The organism is Mesorhizobium sp. M0058 (assembly GCF_040323095.1).
Lineage (GTDB): Bacteria > Pseudomonadota > Alphaproteobacteria > Rhizobiales > Rhizobiaceae > Mesorhizobium.
Genome location: NZ_JAMYUQ010000013.1, coordinates 118,849 through 133,447 on the forward strand (window position 1 = coordinate 118,849; position 14,599 = coordinate 133,447).

The following is a 14,599-nucleotide window of genomic DNA, read 5'->3' on the forward strand; positions in this document are numbered from 1 at the left end:
CAAGGTCGGCCTAAACTTCAAAGTTCATCATCTTGCGCATCACCAGAATGCCGATCGACATCCAGACGCCGGAACAGCCGAGGATCAGATTGCCGGTGCTGGTGGTGAACAGCGGCATGATGTAGTTCGGGCTCGACAGATAGACGAGAAGGGCGACGACAAAAGGCAGCGCGCCGATGATGACGGCCGACGCCTTGGCTTCCATGGAAAGCGCCTGGACCTTGGCCTTCATCTTCTTGCGATCGCGAAGCACGCGCGACAGGTTGCCAAGCGCCTCGGAGAGATTACCGCCGGCCTGTGACTGGATCTGGATAACGATGCCGAAGAAGCTTGCCTCGCTGCACGGCATGGTTTCAGCCATGCGCAAGGTGGCATCGGGGATGGACATGCCAATCTGCTGTGAATCGACGATCCGGCGGAACTCGGTCTTGACCGGCTCCGGCGATTCACTGGCGATCAGGCGAATGGCGTCGTTGAGCGGCAGGCCGGATTTGACGGCGCGCACGATGATGTCGAGGGCGTTGGGAAATTCGTTGAGGAACGCCTTGACCCGGCGCGCGCGGCGAAACGAGACGAACCAGCGCGGCAGGCCGAGCGCCCCCGCCAGCAGCGCGCCCGGCAGGACCAGAAGCGGCGCGCCGGCGAGATAGGCAAGCACCGTCAGCGCGATGCCGCAAATGACGGAGTAGATATAGAAACGCTCGATCGAGACCTGCATGCCGGCCTGACGAATCTGGGCCTTTAACGGCGGCTTCTTGACGGCGAGTTCGTTGGTTTTCTGCTTTTCGTCGAGCTGTTTCAGCGTGTCCTGGACAGATTTACGCCGCTTGACCGCCTCCGCGACACGGTCGCGCGAAGCCTTGACGACCGAACGATCGGTCTCGGCGGCCTTGATCGTCTCGAGCCGCTTGCCGGCCTGCTTCTCGTTGCTCATCTTGGTGAACAGGAAGGCATAGGCGACCGCACCGGCGCTGAAGCCGGCGAGCACGATGAACGCCAGTACGGTGGTGTCAATTCCGAACATCGACCTCGGTCCCCAGCGCATATCGCCGTTTCAAGGAAACGGCGATATGCGCTATCGCTTTGTTTTGACGCAATTCCCAAGGGAAAGCACTACGCGCTTTTCCCGGGAAAACCGCTTCACACTTTTTCTGGAATTGCTTCCAACGTCGATATGCGTCAGTCAGCGCGTTTCTCCATCGATTCCAGCGCATTGGCGAGGCGCTGTTCCTCGCCATAGTAGCGGGCGCGATCCCAGAAGTGCGGACGGCCGATGCCGGTCGACACGTGCTCGCCAAGCAGCCTTCCATTCGAGTCCTCGCCCTTGATGTTGTAGAGCACGATATCCTGCGTGATGATGACGTCGCCTTCCATGCCGATCACCTCGGTGATGTGGGTGATGCGGCGCGAGCCGTCGCGAAGGCGTGCTGCCTGGATGATGACATCGATGGAGCCGACGACGATTTCACGCACGGTCTTCTGCGGCAGCGAATAGCCGCCCATGGCGATCATCGATTCGATACGGTTCAGGCATTCGCGCGGGCTGTTGGAGTGGATCGTTCCCATCGACCCATCATGGCCGGTGTTCATCGCCTGCAGCAGGTCGAAAACCTCCGGTCCGCGCACTTCGCCGACGATGATGCGTTCGGGCCGCATGCGCAGGCAGTTCTTGACCAGGTCGCGCATTGTCACCTCGCCTTCGCCCTCGAGATTGGGCGGGCGGGTTTCGAGACGCACCACGTGCGGCTGCTGCAATTGCAGTTCGGCCGAGTCTTCGCAGGTGATGACGCGTTCTTCGCGGTCGATATAGTTGGTCAGGCAGTTGAGCAGCGTCGTCTTGCCGGAGCCGGTACCGCCGGAGATGACGATGTTGCAGCGGACGCGGCCGATGATCTTGAGGATCTCGGCGCCCTGCGGCGAGATGGCGCCGAACTTGACCAGCTGATCGAGCGTCAGCTTGTCCTTCTTGAACTTGCGGATGGTGAGCGCGGTGCCGTCGATGGAGAGCGGCGGGGCGATGACGTTGACGCGGGAGCCGTCGGGTAGGCGGGCGTCGCAGATCGGACTCGATTCGTCGACGCGGCGGCCAACCTGGCTGACGATGCGCTGGCAGATGTTGAGCAGCTGCTGATTGTCGCGGAAGCGGATGCCGGTCTGTTCGACCTTGCCATTGACTTCGATGTAGACGTTCTTGGAGCCGTTGACCATGATGTCGGCGATATCGTCGCGGGCGAGCAGCGGCTCCAGCGGGCCGTAGCCCAGCACATCGTTGCAGATGTCCTCGAGCAACTCTTCCTGCTCGGCGATCGACATTGCGAAATTTTTGATGGCGATGATGTCGTTGACGATGTCGCGGATTTCCTCGCGCGCGCTCTCGGGATCGAGCTTGGCGAGTTGCGACAGGTCAATGGTGTCGATGAGCGCGGAGAAGACCTGGCTCTTGGTGTCGTAGTAGGTTTCACTTTTTTCGCGCTGGATCTTTTTTGGCGGCTCCGGCGCCATCGATGGCGCCTCAACGGCACGGCGAGTTGGCGGGGTTCCCGGCGCTCCAGGCGGCGCTGCCGCGGGCCGGGCAAGTACCGCCATCTCCGCAGGCGTTGCAGCAGCCGGCGCCGCTGACGCTGGCTGACGGAACTCCGGGGTGAACCGGCCGCCGTCGTCGGAGCCTCTTTTTCCAAACATGATCGACTACCAATTTCGCTTGAGAAGCGTCATTTCTTGTTACGCGAGAGCTTGCCGAGGAGGCCGCCAAGGCCTGCCTTCTTCCTGGCCTTGATTTCGCTGCGACCGGTCAGCACGTGCGCGATTTCGTTGATCATGCCGACGACCGGGCTCTTGGGATCCATCTCGCCCAGCATGCGGCCGTTGTTGGCGGCATTTCCAAACAACAACGGGTCGAAGGCGATGACCGACATCGGCGTGAGGCTGAGCGGCTCGGCGAAGTCGGAAGCGGAAATCTCGGGCCGTTTCGGCACGCCGGCCTGATTGATGATCAGTTTCGGCGGCGGATCGTTCGGGCGAAGACGCGTCAGCATATCGACCAGATTCTTGGTGTTGCGCAGATTGGCCAATTCCGGCGTCGCAGTGATGACGATCTCGTCGGCCTTGATCAGTGTGTTCTTGGTCCAGCCCGTCCAGATATGGGGGACGTCGAGCACCAGCAGCGGCACACTGCGCTGCGCGGTGTCGATGAGTTGCGTGAAGGCATCGGGATCGAAATCATAGACACGTTCGAGGGTGGAGGGCGCGGCGAGCAGCGACAGATGTTCGGCGCACTGGGCAAGCAGCCGGTCGAGATAGACCTCGTCAACTCGTTCGGGCGAAAACACGGCTTCGGCGATGCCTTGCGCAGGGTCCTGGTCGAAATTTATGTTGGCCGTCCCGAAAGCCAGGTCGAGATCGGCGACGACCACTTCCGACTTGAACAGCGATGACATCGCCCACGCCACATTGTGGGCGATGGTCGAGGAGCCGACGCCACCCTTGGCGCCGACGAAGGCGATCGAGCGGCCGATCGGCTCGGCTTCCGGATCGACGAAGATCGACGAAACCACCGAGACAATATCGGCCATCGACACGGGCGCGATGACGTATTCGGAAATACCGAAGCGGATGAGTTCGCGGTAAAGACCGACATCGTTGTAGTGGCCGATCACCACGACTTTAGAGGAGGGATCGCAATATTCTGAAAGCTGGGCAAGCTGCTCCAGCAACTGCTTCGGTTCGCTGCGCGACTCCAGAAGGATGAGGTTCGGCGTCGGCGCGGATTGGTAGAATTCGATCGCCGTGGCGATGCCGCCCATATGCACTTTCAGATGCGCCTTGGCCATGCGGCGATCCTCGCCGGCCCGCTCCACCGGATGCGCGACACCTTCCGTCTCGCAAAATGCCTGGATGGAAATACGCGGAACCGGCCGCAGCGCCTGCATCGCGGCAATATCCAATTGCGAGCTGTCGCCGCCGTCTACGGGCGTATCGTAGGCAAGATTGCTCATTGTCATGCTCTTTTCCGTGACTTCTCTTCCGGTCTCTACGCGGGACCGGCGCTCCTAGTACGTCACTTCCGAATTGCCGAGGAACTCGTCCGAAATACCTCTGCCGCGGTAGACGTCGATCACCGCGCCGCGGTTCTCGGCGTCGATGTCGGACGACTTTCTTGGCCCGAGCAGATCGGTCGGATTGGCGAGTTGCGCGGCGAGGTTGTTTTGAGACGAGCAGCCGTAATCGGCGTAGTGCTTGTTTTCGGAGGTTTCGAGGATGTCTTCGGGCCAGCGCCCGCATTTGTCGGTCTGGGCTCTCACCGAAATATAGGAAACGCGGATAGGCGCCGACGCTTCCGGGGAAACCGACTGGTAGGAGGTCACCACGATCCGGTTTAGCTTGATGCCGCTGGCAACCGCCAGCCTTGCGAAATCGCGCGCCGCGGCAGTCGCCGCGACCTCATTAGCCGAGCCGATCGGGGTTGCGATCGTCAGCGCCGGGGCAGCGCTCTTGTCGTAACCGTCGAGGAAGCCCAGAAGCGTGTCGCGCTGCGAGCCGGTCATGCCGCGATCGCCGGCGCCGACCGGGAGGTCGAGCTTCTGGTTCTTCTCAGCAATTACGATCGGATGCGTGGTGCGATAATCATCGGGAATCGCCCCAACCGTGATGCTGTCGCGCTTAGCGCAACCGGCAAGCGAGGCGGCGATCGCGACCGCCAGGATCGGCATTGCCGATCGGCTGATCCGCGCACCACCGGACCGCACTGTCGTGGCGACCGCTATGGCCTTCGATGCTGACTGAGACATGTCCGCTCCCCGCTTACTTGTAGATGAAGCCGACAACGCCGTGGTAGCGGCCGTTGGGCTTGTCGGTCTGCATGGTGCCGTAGACGCGGTTGACGCGGCCAAGGAACATGGCCGGGCCATCGCCGGCGGCGTTGAAATTGTCGTCCGGCTTGGCCAGGTCGTTGCGCGCCACCGGCCGCGCCAGATAAGGCGTGATGATGATGACCAGTTCAGTTTCATTGCGGACGAAATCGCGGCTGCGGAATAGCGTGCCGAGCACCGGGATCTTGGTCAGGCCGGGCAAGCCCGATACAGCTTGGCGGACGTCGTCGCGGACGAGGCCGGCAATCATCATCGAACCGCCCGACGGCAATTCGACGGTGGTGTCGGCAAGTCTCTTGCGGATCGACAGAAGCGTCAGGCCGGGCAAGGTGCCGCCTCCTTCCAGGGTGGTAGCACCTTCCGAGGTCGGCTCCGAAACCGATGTTCTGACCTTGAGGCTGATCCGACCCGCCGACAGCACAACGGGCTGGAACTCGAGGCCTATGCCGTATTCCAGCTTTTCGTTGGTGTAGGTGACCTGCCCGGTCTGGTTGTCGGTCGAAACGTTGTTCGTACGTGCCGTGATGAGATTGAATTCGCCGCCGACCCTGAACGTTGCCTTCTCGCCCGAAACCGCCGTGAGGGTCGGTTCTGCAAGCGTCTTCATGACGCCGCTTTGCTCCATGGCATTGATGTAGGCTTTGAGGCCACTGCCGCCCAAGTTAAAGCCTGAATTCTGCGAAAGCGGCTTTCCCAAACCGTAGTTGGGCGAACTCAGCGCACCGTAGGCGATGCCGTCCATGCTGCCGCTGCCAACCATGTTGACGCCGAGCTGCTTCATCACCGAGCGGCTGACTTCGGCCACGGTCACCTTCAGCGTCACCTGGTCGTCCCCGATGATCTGTAGCAGGTTGACGATCTTCGAGACCCGGCGTTCGGCATCCGGGTTGTTGATGTCGACGCCGCCATTGGCATTACCGCCGGCCGCGGTCTGCGAATACTGGCCCGTCGTCGCTTCACCGCCGGACACGAAGATGGTTGCCAGATCGACGGCGCGCTTGGCATCGAGCGGCGTATCCACCGTCCCCGTCAGGACGACGTTGTCGTTCAGCAATTCGACCTTGATCTCGGCATTCGGAAGGAAGCGCTTGAGGTAGTCTTCCAATCCGGCGACGTCGCGTTCGACGGCCAGATCCAGGCTGGCAATCTGCTCGCCATTGGGACCGAAGACGAAGATGTTGGTTTCGCCCACCGACTTGCCGAACAGATAGATGCGCCTTGCGGTGCGGGTCACCGCATCTGCGACCGCGGGATTGGCGACAAGGATGTCGTAGGCGTCGCTCGGCAGATCGATGACCACCGATTTGTTGAGGCCGAGCTTGACACGTTGCGTGGCCGTCGAGGCCGTGACCCCGACGCTCTTGCCGGCGGCCTTGGCGTCTACGAGGCCACTTGCATGGGCTCCGAGGAAAAGCAGGCCGATGGCTGCAGCCATGGTGACCGGCAGTCTAGCGACTAACCTCATTTCCTTGCTCCTACTTCGGAAACTTCGCCCGATTTGATCAACCGCACCGTTCCGCGCCGCCCATTGCCGGAAACGAGGTAATCAGCTTCATCGGTACCCTTTTCCTTGTTGTCGGTGATCGAGCGCAGCGCCAACGTCAGGCGATCAGCCATCTGCTGGGCGACGGTGATGATCTCGGCCTGCTGCGGCGTCAGCTCCAGCGTCGCCGTCTGTCCGACCCTGGTCTTCTTGCCTTCCTCGTCCTCCTGGATGGTCTGATCGATCGCCAGGACGCGGATGTTCTTGAGGATGGTCTCGGTGGTGAATCCGCTACCGGCGTTGCCGGTGTCGGATCTGCGGGTCATGATGACGTCGACAAAATCGTTAGGCAGGATAAAGCCGCCTGCCGACGTGTCGGCCGAGATCGCGGTGGCGACGGCACGCATGCCGGTGGGCAGGATCGAAGACATGAAGCTCTGCCCCTCGCCGATCAGCTTGGAGCGCCGCAGCGGCTCACCGGTGTACATCGCCATGCGGGCGACGGAGCCCTTCAGCTTCTCCCGCGCTTCGGGTTCGGCGGCACGGGTGATGAAATTCGCATTGATGCCATCGGACGGCCAGGACTCCCAGCTGAGATTGTTCTCGAGCGGGCTTCCCATCGGCACGTCGCCGGAAAGCACGAGCACATCCTGCAAGGCGATGGCCGGTGCCTGCGGGGCATCGACGACGACCTGCTGGGGCGGGACCGCCACCATATTCTTGGCAACATAACCTGCACCACCCGCCGCGGCCACCGCCACGCCCAGAATGATCAGTCGGGATGCTGGCATCTGTCCGAACCCTCGCCTTTAGGCAACCACCTAGCCAGGCCGGACTTTGCAGCGGCAATCGTCAAAACAAGGTTAATACAATGCTTACGATCGTGATTAATTCAAGGTTTACATAATTACACGACCATGCTCCGACAAATGAAAAAGGCGGCCAAGCCGCCTCTTTTCAGGATCGATGCCGGAAGGGCAGAGGAGGTTCGCTACATCAGGTCGCCAACCTTGCCAGTGCCCAAACCATCAGGGGTGAATCCGGATAGGTCAGCAGCCCGCCAATGCCGAGTGCAATGCCGTAGGGAACGCCAGTCGTGTCGTCGGCGAAATGGCGCAGGAATAGATTGTGGCCGGTGTAAATCGCCAGCGGCGATTTCCGGTAGAGAAGGATGGCGAGCGTCAGCAGTCCACCGATGAACGTCGAGATCACGAGATACTCGACAAGGTGAGTGTTGAACCCCATCCAGACGGCGATGCCGGCGAGCAGCTTGGCGTCGCCGCCGCCCATGCCGCCGAGTGCAAACAGACCGAACGTCACGGCCAGCACCAGGCCGCCAGCAGCGAAATGCCAGCCATAGGTTGCCCAGTCCATGTCCGTAAGCGGCGCAATCAGGGCGAACACCGCCAGCAGCAGCACCGGTACGCGGTTGGCGATCGTCATCGACAGCATGTCGGAGATCGCGGCGAAGAGCATGCAAAAAGGAAAGACGACGAAGATCAATGCTTCGAGCATTGGCGCGACACCCTGTTGCCAACTGTATCCAGCCTCAGCCTAGACATATACGATTGACGATCGATGAGGCTGGGTACTCAAAATCGCCCGACGCGATGAAATAAGGGGCCGCCAATCAGGCGGCCCCTATCTCTAGGCAACCAGGTATTACGAACCACTCACCTTGCCGGCGATGTCCTTGAACTTGTTGTTCAGGGCATTGCCGAGCTGACCAGCGCCAACCATGATGGCAAGCGCGATGAGAGCGGCGATCAGACCGTATTCGATAGCGGTCGCGCCGGATTCGTCCTTCGCGAAACGTGCGATGAGATTAGACATTCGAGAGCTCCTACTCCACGTGTTACAGCACTTCCGTCAACTTCTGTGGTGGTTGATCGGATGCCGCCAATCTACGGAGAAGCTCTTTCAATCGGCTTAATAAATAGCCTTACCGATTCCTTTCCCGCTTCGAACAGCTTGCGTGGTTAACCGTAAACTAAACGCTGGAAAGTAGCTCGCCTGCCCGTGAAAAGCTGTAATCTCACGGCTATCGGCAGGATGCATTGTTATATAGCTGGCAGCAGGATTGGTGCGAATACCCCGGCGCCGGTCAAGGGTTTAACCGTTGGTTCACCAATCTCCTTCATGTTTCTTTGAACAAGTTTTGCCGCTGTGGAGCGCCTTGATGACTGCAATGAAATCGTCATTCCTGCTTGTCGCGCTTCTCGCCGTCCCGGCTTTTGTGCTGCCGGCCAAGGCCGGAGCCGGCATCGAAGTGACGATGAATCAGGCCAAGATCGTCAAACTGACACGCCCCGCCGACACCATAGTCGTCGGCAATCCGGCGATTGCCGACGCCTCCGTCCAGGATGCATCGACGATCGTACTGACTGGCAAGGGGTTCGGCGTCACCAATCTGGTTGTCCTCGACCACGATGGCAGCCCGATCGTCGACGAGCAGGTGACCGTGGTGCGCCAGGACGCGTCGTCCGTGCGTATCTACAGGCGCGCCTCGGTACAGACCATGTCCTGCACGCCCTATTGCGAAAGCTCGTACAAGAGCGACTCGGAAAAGTCGTCCGAAGCCGAGATGAGCGCTGGGCAGTAAGCGCCTCAGTTGGCTTGATTGTCTCGGGAAAGCCGCGTCGGTTAGCGGCCGGTTAATGTCGCCTGGTCGAATTTTAACGGTCATTCAAACCGGAGCTAAATGGGTTCTTGATAGTGGTGCTGACGGTACCGCATCAGGATCGGCAGGAACGGGATATGGGCGACGTTTTGGACGAGGATTCAGAACGCGAGATCTGCAAGGCCAAGGCAGGGCGCGTGACGTTTGCCCGTCTTTTCCTTCGTGATCGGCGCGGCAGCACGGCGATAGAATTCGCGATGCTTGCGTTACCGTTTGCGGCTCTCGTCTTCGCCATCCTCGAGAGCTGCGTTTCATTTGCCGGACAAGAGGTGATGGCCAACATCACCGATGATATCGCCCGTCAGTTGCGTACTGGCCAGTTGAGGCAAGCCGATGTGACGGAAGAGAAGCTGAAGGGCTTGGTCTGCGCCAGACTCGAGATCATTGTCGCGAAGGGTTGCCCCGGTTTGCTGGTGGATCTGCGCCCGTTCAAGACCTTTGCCGGGGCAGCCAGTGCGGGTTTCACGATTTCCGGCTCGACCATCACGCTGACGGGCAAGGATCCGGATACAGGCAAGGACCCGGCTTTCGGGACCCCTACAATAGGTCCGGCAGAATCAAAGAACATGCTGCGGGTCTTTTACCCTTGGCCGGTCATGACCGATTTCATGGCTCAATACATGTCGAATATGGATGGCGGCAAGACTCTGCATTACGCGACGACAACGTGGCAGAACGAGCCATTCGACAACTGAAATTGCACGTGTAAGCAAAAGGAAAAGTGCATGTTTCGTGCGGGGGCACATCCGGGGATGTCGGTTGTCTGGAAGAGAGCGGCGCGGTTTTTTTCCGATCGGCGCGGCATAGCGGCCGTCGAGTTTGCCCTCATCGTGCCTGTCTTGCTGATCATGTATTTCATTACCATGGAGGCCTCGCAAGCCATCGAGGCCAGCAAGAAGGTCAGCCGCATCAGCTCCATGGTTGCCGACCTCGTCACGCAGCAGACGTCGGTGGTCAACGCAGATCTCACCGACATCATGAAGATCGGCAACTCCAGTCTTCAGCCTTACAACCGCTCGGTCGCCAATATCTCCATTACGGCAATCGACATCAGAACCGACCCGAACAATCCGACACCGCAAGCAAAGGTGGCGTGGTCCTGGAGCGTGCTGGATGGGAAGACTGGCCGCGACTCCAACCCGACAACTTCCACCACCGTCCCGGCGACGCTCAATGTTGCGGGGACTTTCCTCATTCGTGTCAAAACCACTCTAGCATACCAACCGATCATCTCCTGGTCGGAAGGCTCCGAAAAGCCGCTCGGATTTATCTCGGCCTTCAACGAAGGCAAGATAACGATGAGCGAAACCTACTATCTCAGGCCGCGCCGGGCCACGTCGATCCCCTGCAGCGATTGCTGAAGCAGTTCTACCCATTCAACCCGGTTCATTGCGCGCTGCTGTCGGTGCTGGCTGACACCAGGCGCACGATGGAAGCGGCCATCGCATAGTCACTCGCAGCGGCGAGCGTGAACCCTCCCGAATGTCTCGATTCCACGAAATCGTAGACTTCCGGCGACTGCGATCTGAGATTGGTGAGGAAGACGGTCAGTCGGCGTTTGGCTTCGGGGTCGAGATCGCTGCGGACGGCGTGAGGGCCGTATCTGAGCACGCCGGAGGTCCAGATGATCTGGAGCGCGGCTTCTGGAATGCCCGCCGCCTCCAGTCGCGCCGCCGTGCCGTCCGGATCAGCCGGCTGATCGCCAGCAATCGCCGTCCGGTTTTCCGCCGTGGCCCGCTCCCAGCCGAACAAGGCATCGGCCTGGCCATCGACCAGCATCGCTTCTGCGGCGGCAGCCGAGCCGGCATGAGCGAGGAATGGCGCATCCTGGCTGATCTTGATGCCGTCGGCCGCCAGCCCGGCGAGCGGTAGAAGCGAACCGCCGACATTGTCGGAAGGCGCCATGGCGATGCGGTGCGTTTCCAGGGCCGCGAGATCGGAAAGCCTGCCGTCGCGCGTCAAAAGCACGGAGCGGATGCCCGTGGCACCGTCGGCATCGACCGGCGCCACAAGAGGTTCGACGCAGCCGCAGCGCTCCGAGGCGGTGGCGTAGGCGGTCGCCGAATAGACCGCGTACTGAATCCGGCCAATGGCCTGTGCCTCTATCAGCGCCGCATAGTCATGCGCGACGACGAATTCCACCTTCATGCCGAGCGCCCTGCCGTAGGCGTCAGTCAGCATGGCCAGACCCGGAACCGTGTTGCCGGCGCCCGGCTCGGCAACGATGCCGATCCGAAACGTGCCGATCTGGTCGCGCCAGTCGGCGTGCGCGGCGAGCTGCGAGGCCAGCAGCGCTACAGTGGTCGCCAGTGCACTCCAACCCAGGTCAGCCCGTCTCATCGATCCATGCCCCGCACGCCGTTCCTTGAAGCGCATCGCATGTCTCAAGGATGCGTACAGCGCGCCTGCCCGACTTCGCGACCATCGCGTCAGGCCGTTGCCGCCTGGTTTACGATTTGCCAATGCCGCGACGGGACCTTATGTCTGGTCAACCAGACTGGCAATGACGGCACCGATGGCACGCGCTTTCCTCTTCGTTCTCGATTCTTTCGGCATTGGCGGCGCCGCCGATGCCGAACCCTATGGCGACGCCGGCTCGAACACATTCGGACATATCGCGCTGGCCTGCGCGGAAGCCCGCGCCGATCGCGAGGGCCTGCGCGAGGGACCGCTGAAGGTGCCCACCATGGTTTCGCTCGGTCTCGGCCGCGCAGCAGAAACCGCAACCGGCTTCCAATTCGACAGCAAAGCCGCTGTTTCAGCCTCCGCTTTCCACGGCGCCGCGCAGGAGATTTCGAGCGGCAAGGATACGCCGTCGGGTCACTGGGAAATCGCCGGGCTGCCCGTGCGGTTCGACTGGGGCTATTTCCCCGATAAGGTGCCCGCCTTCCCTGCCGAACTGACCGAAGCGATGATCCGCGAGGGTAAGGTGCCGGGCATTCTCGGCAACTGCCATGCGCCCGGCACGGAGATCATCGAGCGCTTCGGCGAGGAGCATATCCGCACTGGCCAGCCGATCTGCTACACCTCGGTCGATTCCGTCCTGCAGATAGCAGCGCACGAAGTTCATTTCGGCCTGGAGCGGCTCTACGAGTTCTGCAAGACGGTACGCCGGCTGGTCGATCCGCTGAAGATCGGACGGGTGATCGCACGGCCTTTCCTGGGCGAAACATCGGCCACCTTCGAGCGCACCTACAACCGCCATGACTACGCCGTGCCGCCGCCTGAGCCGACGCTGCTCGACCGCTTGACCGGGCGCGGCAGCCGGGTGATCGCGGTCGGCAAGATCGGCGACATCTTCGCCCACCGCGGTATCTCGGAAGTACGCAAGGCGCCCGGCAACATGGCAATGTTCGACAAGGCGCTGGGCGCGATGGACGATGCCGGCGACGGCGACCTGGTGTTCGCCAATTTCGTCGACTTCGACACCGAGTTCGGCCATCGCCGCGACGTCGCCGGCTATGCTGCAGCGCTCGAAGCCTTCGACCGCCGGCTGCCCGAGGCACTGGCAAAGCTGAAGCCGGGCGATCTGCTCATCCTCACCGCCGACCATGGCAACGATCCGACATGGCGTGGCACCGACCACACGCGCGAACGCGTCCCGGTCATCGGCACCGCACCAGGTCTCACGGGCGGCGACATCGGGCTCAGGACCACCTTCGCCGATATCGGCGAGACGGTCGCCGAACACCTCAAGCTGGCGCGCGGCCGCCACGGCGCTTCCTTCCATGCGGCGATAGGCGGCCATGCCTGAACTGCCCGAGGTCGAAACCGTCCGGCGCGGCCTGCAGCCGGTTCTGGAATGCGCGCGGATCGTGCGCGTCGAGGCGCGCCGGCCCGATCTCCGATTTCCGTTTCCGGCGAGATTTGCGCAGCGGCTGACCGGCAAGACCGTCATCGCGCTTGGCCGCCGCGCCAAATATCTCACCATACACCTGGACGATGGCCCGGTGCTGATCTGCCATCTCGGCATGTCGGGCTCGTTCCGCATCGAGGCCGCTGATGACAAAGAGACGCCCGGCACGTTCCATCAAGAGCGCTCGAAGAATGCCAAGCACGACCATGTGGTGTTCCATGTCGTGTCGCCTGTCGGCCTCCAGTCTCGCGTGGTCTTCAACGACCCGCGTCGCTTCGGCTTCATGCTGTTTGCGGAAGGCCTGGCCGAGGCGCATCCGATGCTGGCGGGACTGGGCGTCGAGCCGACCGGCAATGCGCTGGAAGGCGCCCTGCTCGCCTCTCTGCTGAAGGGCCGCAGATCGCCGTTGAAGGCGGCGCTGCTCGACCAGAAGCTGATAGCCGGGCTCGGCAATATCTATGTGTCGGAAGCGCTGTGGCGCGCCGGCCTTTCGCCATTGCGCGAGGCAGGCACCATCGCCGGGACCGGCAAGAAGGCCAAGGAACAGAGCGAACGACTGGCCGGGGCAATCCGTTCGGTGATCGCCGATGCGATCGCCGCCGGTGGGTCTTCGCTGCGCGACTATGTGCACACAGACGGGTCGCTGGGCTATTTCCAGCATTCCTTCGCGGTCTACGATCGCGAAGGCGAGCCCTGTCCGACGCCCGGCTGTCGCGGCCACATCGAGCGCATCGTGCAAAGCGGCCGCTCGACCTTTTATTGCCGGACCTGCCAGCGGTAAGCTGGATCGGTCCTTCAGTGCCGCAACCAGGAGGTCAGCCCATGAGCTATGAAACCATCATCGTCGAGACGCGCGGCAAGGTCGGCCTGATCACGCTGAACCGGCCCAAGGCGCTCAACGCGCTGAACGCGCAGGTGCTGGCGGATTTGCTGACGGCGGCAAAGGGGTTCGACGCCGATCCCGGCATCGGCGCCATGGTCATCACCGGTTCCGAGAAGGCTTTTGCGGCGGGCGCCGACATCAAGGAAATGCAGGCCGTCACCTACGCCGAGGCCTATGTGCAGGATTTCTTCGTCGGCTGGGAACAGTTTACCCGCACCCGCAAGCCGATGATCGCGGCGGTCGCCGGCTATGCACTGGGCGGCGGCTGCGAACTGGCGATGATGTGCGATTTCATCATTGCCGCCGACACGGCGAAATTCGGCCAGCCCGAAATCACGCTCGGCGTCATTCCCGGCATGGGCGGGTCGCAACGGCTGACCCGCTTTGTCGGCAAGTCGAAGGCCATGGACATGTGCCTGACCGGTCGGATGATGGATGCCGCCGAAGCCGAGCGCAGCGGCCTGGCCTCGCGCGTCGTGCCGGCCGGCGAGTTGATCGAGGAGGCGATGAAGGCCGCGGCCAGGATATCAGAGTTTTCACTGCCATCGGTGATGATGGCCAAGGAGGCAGTCAACCGCGCCTACGAGACGACGCTGGCGGAGGGACTGCGCTTCGAACGCCGGCTGTTCCACTCGCTGTTTGCGCTCGACGACCAGAAGGAAGGGATGGCCGCCTTTGCCGAGAAGCGGAAGCCGAATTTCACCAATCGCTAGAGTGGCGGCGGCGAGGACCAAAAAGAAGCCAAAGCGGCGTTGACGCGCCGGAAAAGCTGAACTATAAGCCGCTCCAACCGAGGCGGCCGTTGGCTGCCCGTTTGTTTTTTGCGCCC

15 protein-coding genes are annotated in these 14,599 nt (G+C 61.6%); 6 read left to right on the forward strand and 9 right to left on the reverse strand.

The window, feature by feature from the left end; all coding sequences use genetic code 11:
• Positions 1-10: 10 nt before the first annotated feature.
• The 8 genes from NKJ75_RS22845 to NKJ75_RS22880 form a co-directional block, all read right to left on the reverse strand.
• A complete protein-coding gene (locus NKJ75_RS22845) occupies positions 11-1,024 on the reverse strand; it encodes a type II secretion system F family protein (protein ID WP_023669592.1) in 1,014 nt (337 codons plus the stop codon).
• Positions 1,025-1,179: 155 nt separating this feature from the next.
• On the reverse strand, positions 1,180-2,682 hold the full coding sequence (locus NKJ75_RS22850; RefSeq protein ID WP_352500242.1) for a TadA family conjugal transfer-associated ATPase: 1,503 nt from the start codon (positions 2,680-2,682) through the stop codon (positions 1,180-1,182).
• 29 nt (positions 2,683-2,711) lie between these two features.
• Positions 2,712-3,995 carry a CpaE/TadZ family protein gene (locus tag NKJ75_RS22855; RefSeq protein ID WP_023681982.1) on the reverse strand — a complete coding sequence of 428 codons (1,284 nt, stop codon included), beginning with the start codon at positions 3,993-3,995 and terminating at the stop codon, positions 2,712-2,714.
• A 54-nt stretch (positions 3,996-4,049) separates the two neighbouring features.
• Positions 4,050-4,787, reverse strand: coding sequence for a CpaD family pilus assembly protein (locus tag NKJ75_RS22860; protein WP_352500243.1), 738 nt, complete (start codon positions 4,785-4,787; stop codon positions 4,050-4,052).
• A 13-nt stretch (positions 4,788-4,800) separates the two neighbouring features.
• The gene (locus NKJ75_RS22865) at positions 4,801-6,333 is read right to left on the reverse strand and encodes a type II and III secretion system protein family protein (RefSeq protein WP_023730945.1); all 1,533 of its coding nucleotides are present in this window, start codon (positions 6,331-6,333) and stop codon (positions 4,801-4,803) included.
• Positions 6,330-7,142, reverse strand: a complete 813-nt coding sequence (cpaB, locus tag NKJ75_RS22870; RefSeq protein WP_023688721.1) for a Flp pilus assembly protein CpaB — start codon at positions 7,140-7,142, stop codon at positions 6,330-6,332. The genes NKJ75_RS22865 and cpaB overlap by 4 nt, the downstream gene beginning before the upstream one ends.
• A 205-nt stretch (positions 7,143-7,347) precedes the next feature.
• The gene (locus NKJ75_RS22875; protein ID WP_352500244.1) at positions 7,348-7,866 is read right to left on the reverse strand and encodes an A24 family peptidase; all 519 of its coding nucleotides are present in this window, start codon (positions 7,864-7,866) and stop codon (positions 7,348-7,350) included.
• Positions 7,867-8,013: 147 nt separating this feature from the next.
• A complete protein-coding gene (locus NKJ75_RS22880; protein WP_023730943.1) occupies positions 8,014-8,184 on the reverse strand; it encodes a Flp family type IVb pilin in 171 nt (56 codons plus the stop codon).
• Positions 8,185-8,530: 346 nt separating this feature from the next.
• Here NKJ75_RS22880 and NKJ75_RS22885 point away from each other — a divergent pair, with 346 nt between their 5' ends.
• The 3 genes from NKJ75_RS22885 to NKJ75_RS22895 all read left to right on the forward strand — a co-directional run bounded on the left by NKJ75_RS22885 (position 8,531) and on the right by NKJ75_RS22895 (position 10,392).
• Complete coding sequence (locus NKJ75_RS22885; protein WP_023681988.1) at positions 8,531-8,953, forward strand: pilus assembly protein N-terminal domain-containing protein; 423 nt, start codon at positions 8,531-8,533, stop codon at positions 8,951-8,953.
• A 155-nt stretch (positions 8,954-9,108) separates the two neighbouring features.
• Positions 9,109-9,726: a TadE/TadG family type IV pilus assembly protein gene (locus NKJ75_RS22890; protein WP_050589301.1), complete on the forward strand. Its 618-nt coding sequence runs from the start codon at positions 9,109-9,111 to the stop codon at positions 9,724-9,726.
• A 30-nt stretch (positions 9,727-9,756) separates the two neighbouring features.
• Positions 9,757-10,392, forward strand: coding sequence for a TadE/TadG family type IV pilus assembly protein (locus NKJ75_RS22895; RefSeq protein ID WP_023730941.1), 636 nt, complete (start codon positions 9,757-9,759; stop codon positions 10,390-10,392).
• 25 nt (positions 10,393-10,417) lie between these two features.
• On the opposite strand, the gene NKJ75_RS22900 is transcribed toward NKJ75_RS22895, so the two are convergent.
• The gene (locus tag NKJ75_RS22900; protein WP_352500245.1) at positions 10,418-11,371 is read right to left on the reverse strand and encodes a PhnD/SsuA/transferrin family substrate-binding protein; all 954 of its coding nucleotides are present in this window, start codon (positions 11,369-11,371) and stop codon (positions 10,418-10,420) included.
• A gap of 175 nt (positions 11,372-11,546) precedes the next feature.
• On the opposite strand from NKJ75_RS22900, the gene NKJ75_RS22905 reads away from it, so the two are divergent.
• Genes NKJ75_RS22905 through NKJ75_RS22915 form a run of 3 tightly spaced genes read left to right on the forward strand, consistent with a single transcriptional unit; the run spans position 11,547 to position 14,483 of the window.
• Positions 11,547-12,785, forward strand: a complete 1,239-nt coding sequence (locus NKJ75_RS22905; protein ID WP_023834321.1) for a phosphopentomutase — start codon at positions 11,547-11,549, stop codon at positions 12,783-12,785.
• A complete protein-coding gene (mutM, locus tag NKJ75_RS22910; protein WP_023823750.1) occupies positions 12,778-13,668 on the forward strand; it encodes a bifunctional DNA-formamidopyrimidine glycosylase/DNA-(apurinic or apyrimidinic site) lyase in 891 nt (296 codons plus the stop codon). Before NKJ75_RS22905 ends, mutM begins: the two co-directional genes overlap by 8 nt.
• 41 nt (positions 13,669-13,709) lie before the next feature.
• Positions 13,710-14,483, forward strand: coding sequence for an enoyl-CoA hydratase (locus tag NKJ75_RS22915; RefSeq protein WP_023696720.1), 774 nt, complete (start codon positions 13,710-13,712; stop codon positions 14,481-14,483).
• Positions 14,484-14,599 lie beyond the last annotated feature (116 nt).

Excerpts from the sequence above, each read along its gene's own strand:
- NKJ75_RS22880 (WP_023730943.1), bottom strand. The coding sequence starts at position 8,184 with ATGTCTAATCTCATCGCACGTTTCGCGAAGGACGAATCCGGCGCGACC.
- NKJ75_RS22860 (WP_352500243.1), bottom strand. The coding sequence starts at position 4,787 with ATGTCTCAGTCAGCATCGAAGGCCATAGCGGTCGCCACGACAGTGCGG.
- NKJ75_RS22905 (WP_023834321.1), top strand. The coding sequence starts at position 11,547 with ATGGCACGCGCTTTCCTCTTCGTTCTCGATTCTTTCGGCATTGGCGGC.
- NKJ75_RS22900 (WP_352500245.1), bottom strand. The coding sequence starts at position 11,371 with ATGAGACGGGCTGACCTGGGTTGGAGTGCACTGGCGACCACTGTAGCG.
- NKJ75_RS22895 (WP_023730941.1), top strand. The coding sequence starts at position 9,757 with ATGTTTCGTGCGGGGGCACATCCGGGGATGTCGGTTGTCTGGAAGAGA.
- NKJ75_RS22865 (WP_023730945.1), bottom strand. The coding sequence starts at position 6,333 with ATGAGGTTAGTCGCTAGACTGCCGGTCACCATGGCTGCAGCCATCGGC.
- NKJ75_RS22850 (WP_352500242.1), bottom strand. The coding sequence starts at position 2,682 with ATGTTTGGAAAAAGAGGCTCCGACGACGGCGGCCGGTTCACCCCGGAG.
- NKJ75_RS22855 (WP_023681982.1), bottom strand. The coding sequence starts at position 3,995 with ATGAGCAATCTTGCCTACGATACGCCCGTAGACGGCGGCGACAGCTCG.
- NKJ75_RS22885 (WP_023681988.1), top strand. The coding sequence starts at position 8,531 with ATGACTGCAATGAAATCGTCATTCCTGCTTGTCGCGCTTCTCGCCGTC.
- NKJ75_RS22915 (WP_023696720.1), top strand. The coding sequence starts at position 13,710 with ATGAGCTATGAAACCATCATCGTCGAGACGCGCGGCAAGGTCGGCCTG.
- mutM (WP_023823750.1), top strand. The coding sequence starts at position 12,778 with ATGCCTGAACTGCCCGAGGTCGAAACCGTCCGGCGCGGCCTGCAGCCG.
- cpaB (WP_023688721.1), bottom strand. The coding sequence starts at position 7,142 with ATGCCAGCATCCCGACTGATCATTCTGGGCGTGGCGGTGGCCGCGGCG.
- NKJ75_RS22845 (WP_023669592.1), bottom strand. The coding sequence starts at position 1,024 with ATGTTCGGAATTGACACCACCGTACTGGCGTTCATCGTGCTCGCCGGC.
- NKJ75_RS22890 (WP_050589301.1), top strand. The coding sequence starts at position 9,109 with ATGGGCGACGTTTTGGACGAGGATTCAGAACGCGAGATCTGCAAGGCC.
- NKJ75_RS22875 (WP_352500244.1), bottom strand. The coding sequence starts at position 7,866 with ATGCTCGAAGCATTGATCTTCGTCGTCTTTCCTTTTTGCATGCTCTTC.